Origin of the sequence: Streptomyces roseifaciens (assembly GCF_001445655.1) — a bacterium.
Lineage (GTDB): Bacteria > Actinomycetota > Actinomycetes > Streptomycetales > Streptomycetaceae > Streptomyces > Streptomyces aureoversilis.
Window position 1 is genome coordinate 1,518,782 of sequence record NZ_LNBE01000003.1, and the last position, 17,497, is coordinate 1,536,278.

At 72.5% G+C, this 17,497-nt stretch carries 15 protein-coding genes and 1 tRNA gene; 7 read left to right on the forward strand and 9 right to left on the reverse strand.

The window, feature by feature from the left end; genetic code table 11:
* The first annotated feature begins 115 nt into the window (after nt 1-115).
* From AS857_RS12345 to AS857_RS12360, 5 genes are all read left to right on the forward strand, one after another.
* Nucleotides 116-919 (forward strand): maleylpyruvate isomerase N-terminal domain-containing protein, encoded by an 804-nt coding sequence (locus AS857_RS12345; protein WP_058043153.1) that lies wholly within the window; start codon nt 116-118, stop codon nt 917-919.
* Nucleotides 920-1,282: 363 nt separating this feature from the next.
* Nucleotides 1,283-1,918, forward strand: coding sequence for a LysE family transporter (locus tag AS857_RS12350; protein ID WP_058043154.1), 636 nt, complete (start codon nt 1,283-1,285; stop codon nt 1,916-1,918).
* Nucleotides 1,919-2,003: 85 nt separating this feature from the next.
* On the forward strand, nt 2,004-2,171 hold the full coding sequence (locus tag AS857_RS36710) for a CsbD family protein (protein ID WP_063278420.1): 168 nt from the start codon (nt 2,004-2,006) through the stop codon (nt 2,169-2,171).
* A gap of 186 nt (nt 2,172-2,357) precedes the next feature.
* The gene (locus AS857_RS12355) at nt 2,358-2,573 is read left to right on the forward strand and encodes a hypothetical protein (RefSeq protein ID WP_058043155.1); all 216 of its coding nucleotides are present in this window, start codon (nt 2,358-2,360) and stop codon (nt 2,571-2,573) included.
* Between the two features lie 137 nt (nt 2,574-2,710).
* The gene (locus tag AS857_RS12360; RefSeq protein WP_144440789.1) at nt 2,711-3,079 is read left to right on the forward strand and encodes a hypothetical protein; all 369 of its coding nucleotides are present in this window, start codon (nt 2,711-2,713) and stop codon (nt 3,077-3,079) included.
* Nucleotides 3,080-3,098: 19 nt separating this feature from the next.
* Here AS857_RS12360 and AS857_RS12365 read toward each other — a convergent pair whose 3' ends face one another.
* The 6 genes from AS857_RS12365 to AS857_RS12390 all read right to left on the reverse strand — a co-directional run bounded on the left by AS857_RS12365 (nt 3,099) and on the right by AS857_RS12390 (nt 10,857).
* A complete protein-coding gene (locus AS857_RS12365) occupies nt 3,099-5,726 on the reverse strand; it encodes a SpoIIE family protein phosphatase (RefSeq protein WP_058043157.1) in 2,628 nt (875 codons plus the stop codon).
* A gap of 248 nt (nt 5,727-5,974) precedes the next feature.
* A complete protein-coding gene (locus AS857_RS12370) occupies nt 5,975-8,032 on the reverse strand; it encodes a phosphocholine-specific phospholipase C (protein WP_058043158.1) in 2,058 nt (685 codons plus the stop codon).
* Nucleotides 8,033-8,363: 331 nt separating this feature from the next.
* Nucleotides 8,364-8,642, reverse strand: coding sequence for a hypothetical protein (locus AS857_RS12375; protein ID WP_058043159.1), 279 nt, complete (start codon nt 8,640-8,642; stop codon nt 8,364-8,366).
* A complete protein-coding gene (locus AS857_RS12380; RefSeq protein WP_058043160.1) occupies nt 8,606-9,313 on the reverse strand; it encodes a serine/threonine-protein kinase in 708 nt (235 codons plus the stop codon). The genes AS857_RS12375 and AS857_RS12380 overlap by 37 nt, the downstream gene beginning before the upstream one ends.
* Before the next feature lie 36 nt (nt 9,314-9,349).
* On the reverse strand, nt 9,350-9,817 hold the full coding sequence (locus AS857_RS12385) for a hypothetical protein (RefSeq protein WP_058043161.1): 468 nt from the start codon (nt 9,815-9,817) through the stop codon (nt 9,350-9,352).
* Nucleotides 9,818-9,897: 80 nt separating this feature from the next.
* Entirely contained in the window at nt 9,898-10,857 is a 960-nt protein-coding gene (locus AS857_RS12390; RefSeq protein WP_058043162.1) for a CapA family protein, read from the reverse strand.
* A gap of 98 nt (nt 10,858-10,955) precedes the next feature.
* Between AS857_RS12390 and polX the strand changes: the two genes are divergently transcribed.
* Nucleotides 10,956-12,680, forward strand: coding sequence for a DNA polymerase/3'-5' exonuclease PolX (gene polX, locus AS857_RS12395; RefSeq protein WP_058043163.1), 1,725 nt, complete (start codon nt 10,956-10,958; stop codon nt 12,678-12,680).
* A gap of 155 nt (nt 12,681-12,835) precedes the next feature.
* Here the strand turns inward: polX and AS857_RS12400 are convergent, their stop codons facing one another.
* Together AS857_RS12400 and AS857_RS12405 are read right to left on the reverse strand one after the other, a co-directional pair.
* A complete protein-coding gene (locus tag AS857_RS12400) occupies nt 12,836-14,041 on the reverse strand; it encodes a serine hydrolase domain-containing protein (RefSeq protein WP_058043164.1) in 1,206 nt (401 codons plus the stop codon).
* Between the two features lie 69 nt (nt 14,042-14,110).
* Nucleotides 14,111-16,009, reverse strand: a complete 1,899-nt coding sequence (locus AS857_RS12405; protein ID WP_420823932.1) for an ABC transporter ATP-binding protein — start codon at nt 16,007-16,009, stop codon at nt 14,111-14,113.
* Nucleotides 16,010-16,280: 271 nt separating this feature from the next.
* Here AS857_RS12405 and AS857_RS12410 point away from each other — a divergent pair, with 271 nt between their 5' ends.
* Nucleotides 16,281-17,333: a trypsin-like serine peptidase gene (locus AS857_RS12410; RefSeq protein ID WP_058043165.1), complete on the forward strand. Its 1,053-nt coding sequence runs from the start codon at nt 16,281-16,283 to the stop codon at nt 17,331-17,333.
* A 68-nt stretch (nt 17,334-17,401) separates the two neighbouring features.
* On the opposite strand, the gene AS857_RS12415 is transcribed toward AS857_RS12410, so the two are convergent.
* Nucleotides 17,402-17,475, reverse strand: a tRNA-Lys gene (locus tag AS857_RS12415).
* Nucleotides 17,476-17,497 lie beyond the last annotated feature (22 nt).

Consider the following 17,497-nt stretch of genomic DNA (forward strand, 5'->3'; position numbering starts at 1 on the left):
TTCGGTCCGGTCGTGTGCGATCCGGTCGCGGGGCCGACGTTACGAGCTGGAGCGCGCTCCAGCGCAAACTCCGCGGTGGTGTGTCCCCCGCCGGCCCCGTGCGTACCGTGGACTCATGAGCCCCCTGAGCTTCGACCGCTTCTGCGCCGAAGTCCTCGCGCAGACCGGCCTGTTGAGGTCGTGCGTCAAAGGCGCCGACACGAGGGCCCCCGTCCCCTCGTGCCCGGGCTGGAACCTCGGCCGGCTGCTCCGCCACGTCGGCGGCACCCACCGCCGGGTCGAGGAGGCCGTGCGCACCAGGGTGACGGAATCCGCGCCCGGCCCTCTGCGCGACGGCGTCTCCGGCTGCACGGACGAGAACGGCGAGGTCCTCGACGCCTGGCTCGCCGACGGCGCGGCCCGCCTGGTGCGTACGCTGCGCGAGGCCGGCCCCTGCGCGGAGGTGCGGACCGCCGCCGGGTCGCAGTCCGCGGCCTTCTGGGTCCGCCGGACGGTCCACGAGACGGCGATCCACCGCGCCGACGCGGCGCTTGCCGCCCGTGCCGGCTTCGACCTCGACGAGGAGCTCGCGCTCGACGCCCTGGACGAGTGGATGACGTTCGCCTCGCTCCCCGAGGCCGTCGACGCGGCCCCCGGCCGGCCCTCCCTGCTCGGGCCCGGCCGCACCCTGCATTTCCACGCGACCGGCCCGGCGCCGGACGCCACCGCGGGGGAGTGGCTGGTCGACCTCACCGGAGACACCGCCCGCTGGCGCCACGCCCACGCGAGGGCCGCCGTGGCCGTACGCGGCCCCCTGACCGACCTGCTGCTGTTCGTCCACCGGCGCCCCACCCCCAGCGGCAGCGGCGGAATCGAGATCCTCGGCGACGAGCCCCTGCTCGACCTCTGGCTGGAACGCTCCGGGTCCCGGCTGCGGTAGTGAGCAGGGGCCCGGGGTGCCCTATGGGCGAGGCGCGGACGGCAGCACCGCCCGTATCGCAGGCAGCGACAGCACCACGGCCACCGCCACGAGCTGCCGGCCCGCGCCGAACCCCAGCACCCCCGAGGTCCCCACGAGCACCGACAGCGGCCCCGGGTAGTTCCAGCGGCGGAGGCCGCCGGTTCGGCGAGGACGGGCGTGCGGTGAGCACGAAAACCCGTTGCCCGGCCGCCCCCGCCGCCGTCACGATCGGTTCATGACCTCACGCACCACCCTCCCGCCGCTTCCGTCCGCCCCCGCCGTCCCGGCGCGTGGCCGACAGCAGCGGCCCGGGTCCGTGGGGAGTCCGACGCCCGTCCTGACGTGAGCGGCGCGCTGGTCGCGGGGCTGCTCGCCGGTTACGGGATCGCCGTGCCGGTCGGCGCCGTCGGGGCCTACCTCGTCGCCCTGTCGTCCCGGACGCCGTGGAGGACCGGCGCGTGCGCCGCCCTGGGCGTCGCGACGGCCGACGGCCTGTACGCACTGATCGCCGTGGTGGGCGGCAGGGCACTCGCCCCGGCCGTCCGGTCCGCCGAGACGCCCCTGCGCTGGGCCTCCGCGCTCGTCCTCCTGGCACTCGCCGCCCGCACCGGCGTCACCGCCGTCGCCCGGTACCGCGGACGTCAGCCGTCCGGGCGAGCCGACGGGCCCCCGTCCGGCCCTCTCCACGCGTACGTCACCCTGCTGGGCATCACCCTGCTGAACCCCGCCACCGTCGTGTACTTCACGGCACTCGTCCTCGGCGCCCGCGCCTCGGCCGCCGCCGCGACCGGCCCGGACGAGGCGGTCTTCGTCCTCGCCGCCTTCGCCGCGTCCGCCACGTGGCAGCTGCTGCTCGCGGGCGGCGGCACGGTCCTCGGACGGTTCCTGGCCGGCTCGCGCGGGCGGCTCGCCACGGCGCTGCTCTCCACGGCCCTCATCGCGGCCCTGGCCGTACGCCTGCTGGTCACGGCCCCGTGAGGCTGCGGTTGCGGACCCCGTGGACCCGCCACAGGGTGGATTCCGGGAGAAACCCCCTTCACTGCACACACAGGGAGGCCCGGTCATGGGCAAAGGCAAGGCGAAGGCCAAGCAGGTCAAGGGCAAGCTCAAGGAGACCACGGGCAATGTGACGGGCGACCGGCGCATGGAGGCCGAGGGCCGCGCCGAGAGGGTGACGGGCAAGGTCCAGGAGTCCGCGGAGAACGTCAAGAAGAACCTGCGCGGCCGCTGACCGCGTAAGACCACCGGCAGAACCAGGACGGGCTGGAGGCACCAGCCCGTCCTGAGCTGCGCCCGGACGCCGCGAAACCGGTCAACTTTCTTGAACTTCACAGCACTTGGGTTCCCGGGACTCCCGGATCGGCTGAACCCGGGGCTTCCCCGCGCGTTCCCCGCTCACCGTGGGTAGCAACGGCCCATGCGGAAACGTCTCAGTGCCCGTCTGTCCGTCGCGCTGGCCGGTGTGTTCCTCGCCCTCCTTCCTGCGGGGACGGCTCACGCGATCGATCCCAGCAGAATCACGATCCTCCCGCCCCCGAAGGTGGGCGACGTCGTCCCAGGGGTCGGGGTCATCGCCGACCACATCGTCCCCGGCGCCGGCGGGCTCGTCGCCGGCCCGAGCGCAGTCGTCTGAGGGGGAGAACAATGCCTGCATGCCCCTTCGTCCGCCGGGCCCTGTCGCGCTTCGTGGCCTGTGCGGCCGTCGTGGTTCCCGCCGTTCTCGGAGGGATTCCGGCCCCGACGGCTTCCGCGGCGACAGCATCGGCCTACGTGTCCTACAGCAGCCCGACCGACCCCGTGACCACGAACAGCTACGACGTCAGAATCACTGTGACGGTCACGAGCACCGGCAACCGGTACGACCTGACCGCCTATATGAGCGGATCGTGCCGGCGAGGCTCGTTCAACTCGCGCGAGCCGGACATGGCTCTCCAGTTCGGCTCCACCTCGGAGCCGTGGAAGGAGGTCCAGCGACCGTGCGGGACCGGGAGCGCAGGCCGTACGACGGAGTCCTCCTACGAGGTGACCGGGTCGGGCACGCTGGCCGCGGACCGGCGGGTGCACCTCAGAGCCGGCGCTTGGGGTGGTTTCGTCATCGGCACCTGGGGGTGGGGAACCCGGACCTACGTCGTCGTCTGACCGCCCGGCCTGCTCCTCTTCACGCCAGCGGCTGCTCCGCCCAGATCACCTTCCCCTCCGGGGTGTACCGCGTCCCCCACCGCTCCGCCAGCTGGGCGACGAGGAACAGGCCGCGGCCGCCCTCGTCCTCCGCGGCGGCGTAGCGCAGGTGGGGCGAGGTGCTGCTGCCGTCGGCGACCTCGCAGATCAGGGCGCGGTCGCGGACGATGCGGACGCGGACCGGGCCCGAGGCGTGGCGGATGGCGTTGGTGACGAGTTCGCTCAGGATCAGCTCGGTGGTGAACGCGGCCTCGTCCAGGCCCCACTCGGTCAGCTGCCGGGTGACGTCGGCGCGGGCGCGGGCCACGACCGCGGGGTCGGAGGGCAGCTCCCACTCGGCGGTCCGGTCGGGGTCCAGGATGCGGGTGCGGGCGACGAGGAGGGCGATGTCGTCGCGCTGCCGGGCGGGGAGCAGGGCCTTGAGCACCTCCTCGCAGACCTCGTCCGGCGTCCGGCCGGCGTGGGCGAGGGTGGAGGTGAGGATCGCGAGGCCGGCGTCGATGTCCCGCTTGCGGTCCTCGATGAGGCCGTCGGTGTAGAGGACGAGGCTGCTGCCCTCGCGCAGCTGCAGCTCCCCGGCCTCGAAGGGCAGCCCGCCCAGGCCCAGCGGCGGCCCGGCGGGGAGCTCGGGGAACTCCACCGTCCCCTCGGGGTGGACGACGGCCGGCAGCGGGTGGCCGGCCCGGGCCATGGCGCAGACGCCCGTGGCCGGGTCGTAGATCGCGTACAGGCAGGTCGCGCCCGCGATCGCGTCCTCCCCGCCCATCCCCGCGGACTCCATGTCGATGCGCCCGACCAGCTCGTCGAGGTGCCCGAGAAGCTCGTCGGGCGGCAGGTCGAGAGCGGAGAAGTTCTGTACGGCGGTGCGCAGGCGGCCCATGGTGGCGGCGGCGTGCAGACCGTGGCCGACGACGTCGCCGACGACCAGGGCCACCCGGGCCCCCGGCAGCGGGATCACGTCGAACCAGTCGCCGCCCACCCCGGCCTGGGCCGGCAGGTAGCGGTAGGCGACGTCGAGGGCGTTCTGCTCGGGCAGGCCGCGCGGCAGCAGGCTGTGCTGCAGGGTCACGGCCATGGCGTGCTCGCGCGTGAAGCGCCGGGCGTTGTCGATGCACACGGCCGCCCGCGCCGCCAGCTCCTCGGCCAGGGACAGGTCGTCCTCCTCGAAGGTGGCGTTGTCCCCCGTCCGCCAGAAGTTGGCGATGCCCATGAGCACGCCGCGCGCCTTGAGCGGCACGGTGATGAGGGAGTGGAAGCCGTAGTCCAGTATGGCCTGCGTGCGCTCGACGTCCTGGGTGCGCCAGCCGGAGGACGCCGCCAGGTCGGGTACGAGGACCGCCTGCCCGCTGAGGAAGCCCGTCGCCTGCGGGGTGGGCGCGGCGAACCGGTGGAGCTCGCCCGCCCGGTACAGCGGATGGTCGTCGCGGACGCCGCTGAGCGCCACCCGCCGCAGCTCGGGGGCGTCGCTGCCGACCCCCGCCCGCGGCTCGTCGCCGCGCAGGACGGGCTCGGCGAGGTCGACGGTGGCGTAGTCGGTGAACCGGGGGGAGGCCACCTGGGTGAGCTCCTCGGCGGTGCGCTGGACGTCGAGCGTCGTCCCGACGGCCACGCTCGCGTCGTACAGCAGCTTCAGCCGCTCGCGCGCGGCCTCGGCCTTTCCCGCGAGGGCGCGCAGCTCGGTGGAGTCCCGCAGGGTCGCCACGCTGCCGGGCGGCCCGCCCCGGCGGTCCGTCGGCCGGTTGTTCACGGCCAGCAGCCGGTCCCCTACGGGCAGCACCACGTCGTTGGCGACGCGCCGGGACTCCAGCAGCTCGGCCATCCGGGGTTCGAGGTCGAGCTCGGCGACGGCCCGCCCCTCCACGTCCGCCGGCAGGCCCAGGAGCCGGCGCGCCTCGTCGTTGGCGAGCATCACGCGGCCGTCGCCGCCGACGATCACGACGCCCTCGCGCACCGCGTGCAGGACCGCGTCGTGGTGTTCGTACATCCGGGTCATCTCGGCCGGGCCGAGGCCGTGCGTCTGGCGCTGCAGCCGCCGGCTGACCAGGGCCGCGCCGCCCGTGGCGAGGGCCAGCGCGGCGCCGCCGGCGGCGAGCACGACCGGCAGCTGCCGGTCGACCGCGCTGCTCACGGCGCTGACCTTCACCCCGGAGGAGACGAGGCCGACGACCGTGCCGTGGTCGTCCTGCACCGGGACGACGGCCTGCACCTCCTCGCCCAGGGGGCCGTCGACGCTCTCGATGGTGACGTGGCCGGCCTGCGAGGGGCCGATGGTGCCGATGAACTGCTTGCCGATGAGCTCGGGCCGGGGGTGCGTGTAGCGGACGCCGTCCCGGTCGGTCACGACGATGAAGTCGACGCCCGCCTCCTTGCGGGCTGCCTCGGTCAGCGGCTGGAGCACCTTGCTGGGGTCGGGGCCCTGCAGGGTCTCCACGAGACCGGGGCTGTGGGCGAACGCCTGTGCGGCGGCGAGCGATCGGTCGCGCGCCGCCTGGAATCTGTCGCTCCGCGCCTGGAGCACCAGCGTGACCACCGCGGCGACGACGAGCAGCAGAACGATCAGCAGCTGCAGCAGGAACATCTGACCGGCGACGCTGCGGCTGCGCACCATCGACCGGAGACGTCCGGCCGACGGCGCCCGTGAGCCGTTGCGCGACTGCCCCGGCTCACGCCTGCTGTCTCGGCGCCGACCGGTGAACCAGCGGCCCGAGGGCCCCGAGGAGCGGTCCCGGTTTCGGGCCATATCCCATGTCTACCCCGCTCTCTTCCGCGGCGCGAACGGGAGCCGCCGCCGTGGCGGCCCCGTCCCCCGGCCGCGCAGGGCCCCCGGGGGCGGGCCGGGCGTGCCGGGGGCCGGGCTCAGACCGTGGCGATGGCCGGGTCGCTCACCCCCGTACCACCGGTCTCGACGTGCCCGGCGAAGCGGCGCAGGAAGGTGCCGTCCGTGTCCGACACCACGGTCAGGTCGTACCAGCGCCTGCTGCGGCGCAGGTCCACCGTGTGGACCAGCCGCCCGCCCGCCCGTACCGTGAAGGTCTCGCGCTTCCCGCCGTACGCGTCGGTGACCGTCAGGTGGCAGTCGGTGCCGCCCGCGTTCGTCATCGTCAGGCCGAGACCCCCGGTGCGGGCGTCGTGGCGGGCGGTCACCTCCGGGCCGGCGGCCCTGCCGGGCCCGCGGAAGGTGCGCAGGAAGCCGTTCGGGCCGAAGACGGACAGGTCGTAGACGCCCTTCGAGTAGGCCGTGTTCCAGGTGTCGGAGAGCTTCTTGCCGGCTCCGGCCGTGTACGTCCAGGGGCCGTCCGTGCGGTTGCCGGACGTGACCGTGAAGCACACGCCCGCTGCGTCGCCCCCGCCGAAGGTGAGGGTGAAGCGCCCGGTCGAGGGGGTCGCGGTCCCGTCCACCAGCGGGGCGTACGGCAGTGGGCGCGTGGGCCGCGAGCCCTTCTCCTGCTTGGGCAGGGAGGGGTCGGACGGCGGCTTCGGCACGTAGTCCGGGTGCCGCTTGCGGTCCGGCGGCTCGTAGGCCGCGGTGTCCGGCAGCGCTGCGGGCCGCGCGTTCGCAAGGCGGAAGTCGAAGGCCGAGGTCAGGTCGCCGCAGACGGCACGCCGCCACGGCGAGATGTTCGGCTCGCGCACCCCGAAGCGGCGCTCCATGAAGCGGATGACGGAGGTGTGGTCGAAGACCTCCGAGCACACGAAGCCGCCGGTGCTCCACGGGGAGACCACGAGCATGGGCACGCGCTGGCCCAGCCCGTAGGGGCCGGCGCCGTAGCGCGCGTTCCCGGCGAAGACGTCGAGCGCGGTGTCCACGGTGGAGGCGCCACGGTCGGCGGAGGCCGGCGGGAACGGCGGCAGGACGTGGTCGAAGTAGCCGTCGTTCTCGTCGTACGTGATGAACAGGGCCGTCCTGCTCCACACCTCCGGGTCGGAGGTCAGGGCGTCCAGGACCCGGGAGATGTACCAGGCGCCGTAGTTGACCGGCCAGTTCGGGTGCTCGGAGAACGCCTCCGGCGCGGCGATCCAGGAGATCTGCGGCAGCTTGCCGGCCTTGACGTCGGCCTTGAGGACGTCGAAGTAGCCGCCGCCCTTCTTGACGTTCGTGCCGGTGCGCGCCTTGTCGTAGAGGGGGTCGCCGGGCTTGGCGTTGCGGTAGTTGTTGAAGTAGAGGAGGGAGTTGTCGCCGTAGTTGCCGCGGTAGGCGTCCTCGATCCAGCCCCAGGAGCCGGCCTTGTCCAGGCCGTCGCCCTCGTCCTGGTAGATCTTCCACGAGACGCCGGCCTTCTCCAGCCGCTCGGGGTACGTCGTCCAGTCGTAGCCGGCCTCCTCGTTGCCGAGGACCGGCCCGCCGCCCTTGCCGTCGTTGCCCGTGTGCCCCGTCCACAGGTAGTAGCGGTTGGGGTCGGTGGCCCCGATGAACGAGCAGTGGTAGGCGTCGCACACGGTGAACGCGTCGGCGAGCGCGTAGTGGAACGGGATGTCCTGCCGCGTCAGGTAGGCCATCGTCCCGGTGCCCTTGGCGGGCAGCCACTGGTCGTACCGGCCCTGGTTCCAGGCCTTGTGCCCGCCCGCCCAGTCGTGGTTGAGGCCCGCGATGAACTGCATGCCGAGGTTCCCGGCGTCCGGGTGGTAGGGCGGCACCTCCTTGGACCCGTCCGACTGGTACCACACCGGCTTGCCGCTGGGCAGGGACACCGGGCGCGGGTCACCGAAGCCGCGCACGCCCTTCATCGTGCCGAAGTAGTGATCGAAGGATCGGTTCTCCTGCATCAGGACGACGATGTGCTCGACGTCCTGGATCGTGCCGGCACTGCGGCGGGCGGGGATGGCGGCGGCGCGGTCGATGCTGCTCGACAGGGCCGCGTAGCCCGCGGTCGCGCCGGCGATCTGGAGGAATCGCCGCCGGTTGAGTTCAGGCATGAGTCTGAGAACCTCTTGGGGAGTCGGGGCTGGAACCGGGTGTTCCAAGAGCAGCGAGTGCCGGGGAAGGGGCCGTGTCGTCGGTGTGACGGGGCGTGGTACGCGAGGCGAACGTAGAGGGGAACGTAGCGGACGGCGTGGCAGAAGGGGAGCCCTGCGAAGGGGGAGAGGCGGGCTGGAAACAGGGGCGCCGGGTGGCGACGTCGGTCACCACCCGGCGGGGACGCGCCCGAGGCAGTGGAGCACGGACCGCACCGACGCCCACGGGAACTTCCCATTCAGCCGTTACGAGCGGTGTGCAGACGTGGGTGTGGGTGGCGCGGCGGCAGGCTTACCGCGCCCCTTCTTGTACGCGCCGGAAACTGCCCTTCCAGTCGCTCAGCGAGCGGGGCCCCTGCACCTGCTTGTCGGCGTAGCTCCCGTCGGCGACTTCGACCAGCACGTACTGGTCTCCGGAGAACACCCGGTACTGGTTTCGGTCGTCCGGCGCCTGCATCACCTCGTCAGGTGCCACGGGCGGCCGTTCGGGTGCCGTGGCCGGCGTCGTTGCGCGCTGTTTCGCCGGACCGGTCATCAGGTACGCGGTGCCGGCACCGGCCGCGAGCAGCACGACGGCCAGCGGTATCGCGGCCCGGCGCAGACGGCTGCGCCGGCGCCGCGGCCGGAGACCAGGACGCACAGCGTGACGCCCAGCGAGAACAGGTCGCCGGCCGGGCCCGCCGGCCGGTTGTGCAGCCGTTCGGGGGCGATGAAGCCGAGGGAGCCCATCACCTCGCCGGTGCCGGTCAGCGACTCGCCGTCGGCCAGGGAGGCGATGCCGAAGTCGGTCAGCGCGACACTGCCGTCGCCGCGCAGCAGCACGTTGGCGGGCTTCACGTCACGGTGCAGGGCACCGGCGGCGTGCACCGCCCCGAGGGCGGCGAGAAGCTGCAGACCGATCTCGGCCGCCCTGGCCGGGGGCAGCGGGCCGGCGGAGGCGAGGTGATCGGCGAGCGACGGGCCGTTCACGAGCTCCATGACGATCCACAACCGGTCCTCGTACTCGACCAGGTCGTAGATGTCGACCACGTTGGGGTGGGAGACGCGGGCGATGGTGCGTGCTTCCCGCAGCGCCCGCCGGTGCCCGCCGCCCTCGTCCCCGAGGTACAGCTCCTTGACCGCGACGGTGCGCTGCAGCAGCTGGTCGTCGGCCCGCCAGACCGCGCCCATGCCGCCGCGTCCCAGCAGGTCGGTCAGGAGGTACCGGTCGGCGATCAGCCGCTGCTCGTCACTGGGAATCACCGGGTCAACCTACGTTACGCACCGGGCGGCCCCCAGCTACCCCTGCCCGCCCGCGGAATCGCTCCAGCAGTTGCGCTCCCGGTCGTAGGAGAGCGTCCGGTCCGTGCAGGACTGCAGGTCCAGTTCGAGGAGCTGCTGAAAGGCGGTGACGGGCAGGTCCGCCTCGACGAGGATCCGGGTGGCCGAGCGCGTGTCCTCCAGCAGCAGCGGGCGAGGCGGCGCGGGCGGCTCGCCCGGGGAGCGCCGCAGCGCGCCTCCCAGGATCCGCTTGAGCGCGGTGCAGGCGTCCTGGGCGAGGATCTGCCCGACGTTCTGCAGGAAGCCGCTGAGCGGCAGCACGACGAGCACCAGCCAGGTGAGCGTCTCGCCGCGGAATGCCCCCAGCGTCGCGCTGTACGTCTCGACCCCCAGCCCTGCCAGCCCGTCGGTCAGCGACCTGCGCTCTTCCTCGCCCGTGTCGGCATCGAAGTAGAGGTGTGCGGTCATGGGCGGGAGTTCGGCCATGCCTGATGCTAGGGCTTCGCCCGCGAGGGAAGCAGGCGCTCCGGGCTTCTCGGGCCTCTGCCCGCGCCCGGTGCCGGCCTCTACGGCTTGGTCCACTCCACCACCAGACGGCCGTCCTCCTCCGCGACGTCCGTGCCGAAGGCCGCGCAGGCCCGCCGGAACCTGCGGGTGATCCACCCGGTCTCCGCCTCGTCGGCGAGCCGCGTGCGGCAGAAGTCGAGCGCGAGGGGCACCGCTTCCACGCGGACGGGGCGGGCGCCGTCGAACGAGACCAGGAAGAGCAGGCCGAGGTCGTTGCGCAACCGGTCGTCCGTCGCGTAGTCGTCGATGAAGTCCCCGAGGTCGTAGAGCACGCGGTCCTGGACGCCGTGGAAGACGTGCGCGGAGTGCCCGGCGACGAGGGTGGCGCCCGCGGCGAGGAACTGCTGCGCCGCCCGGCGGATGTAGTCGGCCGGGCCGGAGGTCATGTTCGGGCCCCAGTGCGGCGTGACGAGGGTGATGTCCGTGCCCAGGGCGGTGACGGTCCGCAGGAGCCAGGCCGGGGCGCCGGCATCCAGGGGCGCGTAGGCGACTCCCGGCCGGTCGGGGCCCGCCGCGAAGTCGTGCGGGTGGTCGGTGACCCCGACGACGCCGAGCCGCAGCCCGCAGCGATCCAGGACGGCCGGCCGCCGCGCCGCCTCCTCGTCGCGGCCGGCCCCCGCCCAGGCGATCCCGGCGTCGGCCAGATGGCGGACGGTGTCGAGCAGGGCCTCGGGGCCGTAGTCCAGGGCGTGGTTGTTGGCCAGGTTCACACAGTCGACGCCGAGGTGCCGCAGGGTCTCCGTCGCCACGGGCGGCGCCCGGAAGAAGAACGGCTTGAAGGGGTCGCGCCAGCGCTCGCCGCGTGCGGAGACCGCGCACTCGAGGTTGAGGACGAAGACGTCGGCCTCGTGCGCCACGGCCACGACCTCGTCGGCGAACAGGCTCTCCGGCGGGTCCGTGGCGAGGCGTCCGGCGACTTCGCGGCCCAGCATGGTGTCGCCGGCGAGTGCGAGCTTCATGGTTCAACCACCTCCTCGCCCCACCCGTTTCATTGTAGGAACAGTGAGTTTTGGGCCGGAAATGTGTCGTATTCGTACTGACGGGGAACAGCAGTCCCATGGCCCGGCCCAACGAAGAGGTCGAGGCGCTGCTGCAGGAGTACGCCGACCTCGTCACCATCACCGGCGGCGACGCCTACAAGGCGCGCGCCTACGAGAAGGCCGCCCGCGCGATCGGCGGCCACCACGCCGATGTCTCCCGCCTCGACCTCAAGGGGCTGCTCGACATCCCCAACGTCGGCAAGTCGATCGCCGAGAAGGTCCTCGAATACCTGCGGACCGGCCGGCTCTCCATCGTCGAGGAGGCCAGGGCCGTCATCCCGGCCGGAGTGCGCGAGCTGATCGGCATCCCCATGCTCGGCCCGAAGAAGGCCATGCTCCTCCACGAGGAACTCCACATCTCCTCCGTCGACGAGCTCCTCGACGCCATCCACGACGAGAAGCTCCGCGACCTCAAGGGCTTCGGCGCCAAGACCGAGGAGAACATCCTCCACGGCATCGCCCTGATGCAGCAGGCAGGCGACCGCATCCTGCTGAACGCCGCCATGGACGTCGCCGAACAGATCGTCGCCGACCTCTCCGGGGTCGACGGATGCGAGCGGTGCACGTACGCGGGGTCGCTGCGCCGGATGCGCGAGACCATCGGGGACGTCGACATCCTCGTCGCGGCCGCCCGGTCGGGCCCGCTCATGGAGGCGATCACCGAGCTGCCGATCACCGCCGAGGTCATCGCGCACGGCGAGAAGAAGACCTCCATCCGTACGACGAAGGGACTCCAGGTCGACCTGCGCGTCCTGCCGGCGGACGCCTGGGGAGCGGGACTGCTGTACTTCACCGGTTCCAAGGCGCACAACATCCGCGTGCGCGAGATCGCGGTCCGCCACAAGTACAAGCTGTCCGAGTACGGCCTCTTCCACGCCAAGAGCGGCAAGAAGATCGTCTCGGGGACCGAGGAGGAGGTCTACGCGCGGCTCGGCCTCCCCTGGATCCCCCCGGCCCTCCGCGAGGACCGCGGCGAGATCGCCGCCGGCCTGCGCGACGAACTGCCCGAGCTCATCGAGGAAAGCGACATCCGGGGAGACCTCCACACCCACACCGACCTCACGGACGGCGTGGCGACGCTGCAGGACATGGTGACCGCGGCCGCCGGGCGCGGCTACGCCTACTACGCCGTGACGGACCACGCCCCGAACCTCTTCATGCAGCGCATGACGGACGCCAAGATCCTCGCGCAGCGAAAGCGGGTCCGCGAGCTCGACGGGAAGCACCGCAGAATGCACCTGCTGCACGGCACCGAGCTCAACATCGGCCCCGACGGCGAAGTGGACTGGCCGGACGACTTCCTCGCGGGCTTCGACCTGTGCGTCGCCTCGGTGCACTCGCACTTCAACCAGACCCGCGACGAACTCACCCGCCGCCTGCTGCGCGCCTGCGAGAACCCGCACGTCAACATCATCGGACACCCCACGACACGGCTCATCGGCAAACGCCGGGGCATCGACGCCGACTTCGACGCGGTCTTCGAAGCCTGCGCCCGCACGGACACCGCCCTGGAGATCAACGCCCACCCCGAACGGCTCGACCTCTGCGACGAGGACATCCTGCGCGCCAAGCGTCACGGCGTGAAGTTCGCGATCAACACGGACGCCCACTCGGTGACCCACCTGCCCTACATGCGCTACGGGGTGGGCACGGCGCAACGGGGTTGGCTGACGAAGGACGACGTCATCAACACATGGCCGCTGCAGAAGCTACGGCGGTTCCTGCGTCCCGGGAGCCGATGAGCGCCAAGAAGCACGGGCTGCGGATCGTCGACGCCCACCTGGCGGCCTCGGGCCTGACCGCCGCCCTGTCGGCACGCGAGGTTCTCACCAACGCGCGCGTGCCGACCGGGGCGTGACGCGAGCCCTGCAGCCATTGCGGGAGGCCGGCCCGGACCCTACTGCGACGCGGGGCAGAACTCCGCCTTGAAGACGTCCCCCGCGGCGTCCGTGTTGCTCAGGGTGTCGGTGTTGAAGTTGAGGACGAGGCTGTGCCGGGTGTCCGCCGAGACGAAGGCGATGCTCTGCGTCCCGACGAACAGGCCGGTGTGCCCCCAGACTTCCGTCCCGCAGAGCGTGTACCGGAACAGCCCCAGGCCGTACGCCGCGCCCGGGTCCTCGCCGGTGGGGACGGTCGTCCTCAGCTCCCGCTGCTGCGCCGGCGGCAACAGCCTGCCCTGCAGCAGGGCGGTGAGGAAGCGGTCGAGGTCGGCCCCGGTGCTGATCAGGTCGCCCGTGGCCCGGATCAGGGAGGGGTCGAAGTCGGTGACGTCGTGCATCCTGCGGTCCGGGTCGTCGGTGAACCAGCTGTAGCTGCGTCCGGCGGGGGCCGGGACCGTGCGCTCGTGGCGCGGCAGGCGGGTGGAGTGCAGGCCGAGCGGTGCGATGATCCGGCGCTCCACCTCCTCCTCGTAGGACCGTCCGGTCGCCTTCTCCACGACGAGGGCGGCGAGGACGTAGCCCGTGGGGGTGTACGCGTAGCGGGTGCCCGGTGCGAAGCCCGGCGCGTGGGCCGTCGCGGTCCGCACGATCCGCCGGGGTGTCCAGCGGTCGTAGCGGTGCTTGAGGAACGCGGTGGTGGTGAGGTTCCTCAGGACTTCCGGGTCCCCGGTGTAGTCGAAGAGCCCGCTGGTTTGCTGGAGGAGATGGCGCAGGGTGATCCTGCGGCCGTCGTTCCCGTGCCCCCGCACCATGCCGGGCAGCCACTTCTCGACGGTGTCGTCCAGGTTGAGCCGGTGCTCGGCCTCCAGCTGCAGGAGGACCGTGGCGGTGAAGGGCTTGCCGATGCTCCCGGCGCGGAAGCGGTCCCCGGCGAGCCTCGGCCGCTTGGTGTGCAGGTCGGCGAGGCCGGCGGAGCCGTTCCAGGTGCCGTGCGCGTCGCGGACCCGCGCCAGGGCGCCGGGGACGCCCGCCTTGACGGCGGCGTCCAGGGCGGCCTGGGTGCGCTCGTGTCCTCCGCCGCGCGCGGCGGGCCGGACGTGCACGGTGGCGCCCGCCGGAGCGGGTGCCGGCGCGGCCCCCGCCATCGCGGTGGCCGTCAGGAACGCGGCCAGTACGGCTCGCGCCGTACGGACCGTCCTCGGTGAACGCGGACGCTTCGTCATGACAGCCCTCCTTCAGTGGGGGTCGGGGGTCGGGGATCGGGATCGGGATCGGGGTCGGTGGTGGCGCGGTCAGCGCACGGCGCCGCTCACCTCCTCCGGCGCCGTGGGGAGCCCCCGGTCGTTCTGCAGGGACCACAGCTCCCGGAAGAGGCCGGGGGCCTCGACGAGTTCGGCGAAGGTGCCCAGCTGGATGACCCGGCCGTGGTCGAGGACGACGATGCGGTCGGCGACCGCGACGTTGGCCAGGCGGTGGGTGACGAGGACGACGGCCCGTTCCTCGGCGATCTTGCGCAGTCCGGAGAAGATGCGGTGCTCCGCCCGGGCGTCCAGGGCGCTCGTGGGTTCGTCCATGACGAGCAGGCCCGCCGGGCGGTAGAAGGCCCGCGCGATGGCGATGCGCTGCCACTGGCCGCCGGAGAGCTCCACCCCGCCGTACCACTCGCGGGCCAGGAGGGTGTCGAGCCCGCTGCGGAGCTCCTTGACGACTTCGTCGGCGCCTGCGTGCGCGGCCGCCTGGAGGACGAGGCCGTCCCCGTCGTGCACCTGTCCGAGGGTGATGTTGTCGCGCGCGGACAGGGGCCAGTGGGCGAAGTCCTGCGGGACGACGGCGGTCTGCCGCCACATGGCCTGCGGGTCGAGTTCGCCGGAGTCGACGCCGTCCCAGGTGACCCTGCCCTCGGTGGGCAGGTACAGGCCGGTCAGCAGCTTGCTGAGGGTGGTCTTCCCCGAACCGTTCTCCCCCACCAGGGCCACGACTTCGCCGCGCCGGACCTCCAGGTCGACCTCGTGCAGCGCGGGGCGGTCGGAGCCGGGGTAGCAGAAGGTGAGGGACTCGGCGCGGACGGCCGCGGGGGCCGCGGGGGTCCGGGCGCCGCGCTGCATGCGGTGCCCGCCGGCCTCGTCGATGAACTCGGCCCAGTCGTCGAGGTAGAGGCCGGTGCGGAAGAGGCGGGCGCCGTAGGAGACCATGCCGCGCAGGGACGAGCCGACCGACCGCAGGGCGAAGACCGCCGTGCCGGCCGAGGCGAGCGACATGTGCCCGGTGCCCAGCAGCAGGGCGAGCGCGGCCCACACCAGGCCGGAGGCGAGCCCGCCGGCCACGGCGCCCGCGAGCGCGTACCGCGCGCCCCGGTGGACCGCCTTGTCGGTGGTGGTGTGGATGCGGTTGCTGATCGAGCGGTAGCGGCCGAGGAGGAACTCGGCCATGGTGCCCGAGCGCAATTGGTCGGCGAAGAGCTTGTCGGTGACGTGCCACCGCAGGTGGTTGAGCACGCGGCGGTCGCCGCTCAGGGCGCGGGAGGTCTGGTAGTGGACCCGCGCCCCCTTCACGCTCGCGATGCCCTGCGGGAGGGTGGCCAGCAGGAGCAGCGGCAGCAGGACCGGGTGCAGGAGCGTGACCACGCCGGCCGCCGCGATCAGCGACGCGAGGCAGGCCATGAGGTCCTGGGATTCGGTGAGCAGGTCCTGGGCGACGTCCGCGCCGCGGTCGGCGGCTTCGCGCTTGTCGTTGAAGCCGGGGTGGTCGTAGGCGGCGAGCTCGGCGTTGATCGCCGCGTCGAGCATCTGGAGCTCGGCCTCGCGGGAGATCCGGGGGGCCAGCCGGCTGGAGATGTTGGCGACGGCGATGGCGAGCAGGGCCCGCGTCCCGGCCGCCCCGGCGAGGAGGGCGAGCGAGGGCAGCGCGTCCACGAGCCGGTCCTCGATGTGGCCGGAGGTGATCAGCGCGGTGATCGTGCTGCTGGTGGCCAGCAGGCCGAAGGCCTCGAACACGCCGGACAGCACCTGGCAGACGAGGAGCGTCAGGACGGCCCGTCTGTCCACGCGCCAGGCCAGGTTCAGTGCCTTGCGGACGAGCTGGGGCAGGCGCCGGCTCATCGCACGGGCGGTGAGCGGGCTCTTCTCGAAGGCGGTCAGGGTCGGGGAGCGGAAGCGTAATTCCTCATGTACCTCGGTGGTCTCGGCGGGCAACGTGATTCCCCTTGGTTGCGGGTGTCGACGGTCCGGTTCCGATGGTGAGCGCCTGCACGATGCCGTATGACGCGGGCGAGTTACGGCTGAACGCCCTTAATCCACTCGAAGGTGGGCCTTTTGGCTGACCGCTTCGGAGTGAGCGCAACGGCTCCTTGACGCGCCCCTGTCAATCCGCGGGGCCGCGTGGCACTCTGCACCCCACGCACCGTGCATCACGGCATCACGGCACCACGCAGCTTCCGGCACCTGCCGTATGCGCACCTGCCGTATGCGTACCTGCCGTATCCGCACCGCAGAAGGAGTACGCGTGAGACGATCCCGCCGTACGACCGCAGGTGTGCTGCTGGCCGCCTGCGCCCTGGTCGCCGCAGGCGCACAGGCCGCGACGGCCGGCCCCGCTCGGGGCGGAGCCCCGGCCCCGGCCCCGGCCGTGCACACCGCCGCGGCCTCACCGGACGCGCAGCAGGCCGTCGCCGACTACTGGACGCCCGAACGGATGCGCACGGCCGTCCCGCTCGACCCGCCCTCCGTCGCACCCGGCACGCTCGCGGCACCGGCGGCCCGCGGCGAGGCGCCGGTGGCCAGGGGTGAGACGCTCACCGTCGCCGCCACCCTCCCGGCCGCCGGGTCCCTCGCCTCCTTCCCGCAGCAGGGAGGCCCGTGGACCGGTGGCGGCGCGGTGGCCAAGACCTCGGGCCGGGTGTTCTTCACCATGCAGGGCCGCAACGCCTCCTGTTCGGCCGACGCCGTCACCAGCCGCAACGCCAGCACCGTGATCACGGCCGGGCACTGCGTCAAGTACCAGGGCAACTGGCACACCAACTGGACCTTCGCCCCCGGCTACGACGACGGGAAGACGCCCTACGGAACCTGGGCGGCGACCAAGACGCTGGCCACGCCGCAGTGGACGGCCAGCGAGGACATCAACTACGACATCGGCGCCGCCGTCGTGGCCCCGCTGGGCGGCAAGCGGCTCGCGGACACCGTCGGAGCGCAGGGCCTGCAGTTCAACGGCGCCTACAACAAGCCCATGTACGCCTTCGGTTACCCCGCGGCGTCCCCGTACGACGGCAAGAAGCTCATCCACTGCAGCGGGAACTCCACCAAGGACTTCCTCCTCACCAAGGACCACGGGCTGAGCTGCAACATGACGGGCGGCTCCAGCGGCGGCCCGTGGTTCGCATCGTTCGACGAGGCGACCGGCACCGGCCTGCAGGCGTCGGTGAACAGCTTCGGGTACACGTTCCTGCCGAACACGATGTTCGGCCCGTACTTCGGCGACGAGGCCAAGGCCCTCTACGAGCAGGCGCAGACGACCTGACGCAGACGGCCCGACGCAGCAGATACGCGAAAGGCCCCCGCCGTCCGGCGGGGGCCTTTCCTCACAAGTGCGCCACCAGGGACTCGAACCCCGGACCTGCTGATTAAGAGTCAGCCGCTCTGACCAACTGAGCTAGCGGCGCGAAATGAATACTACCGTACGAA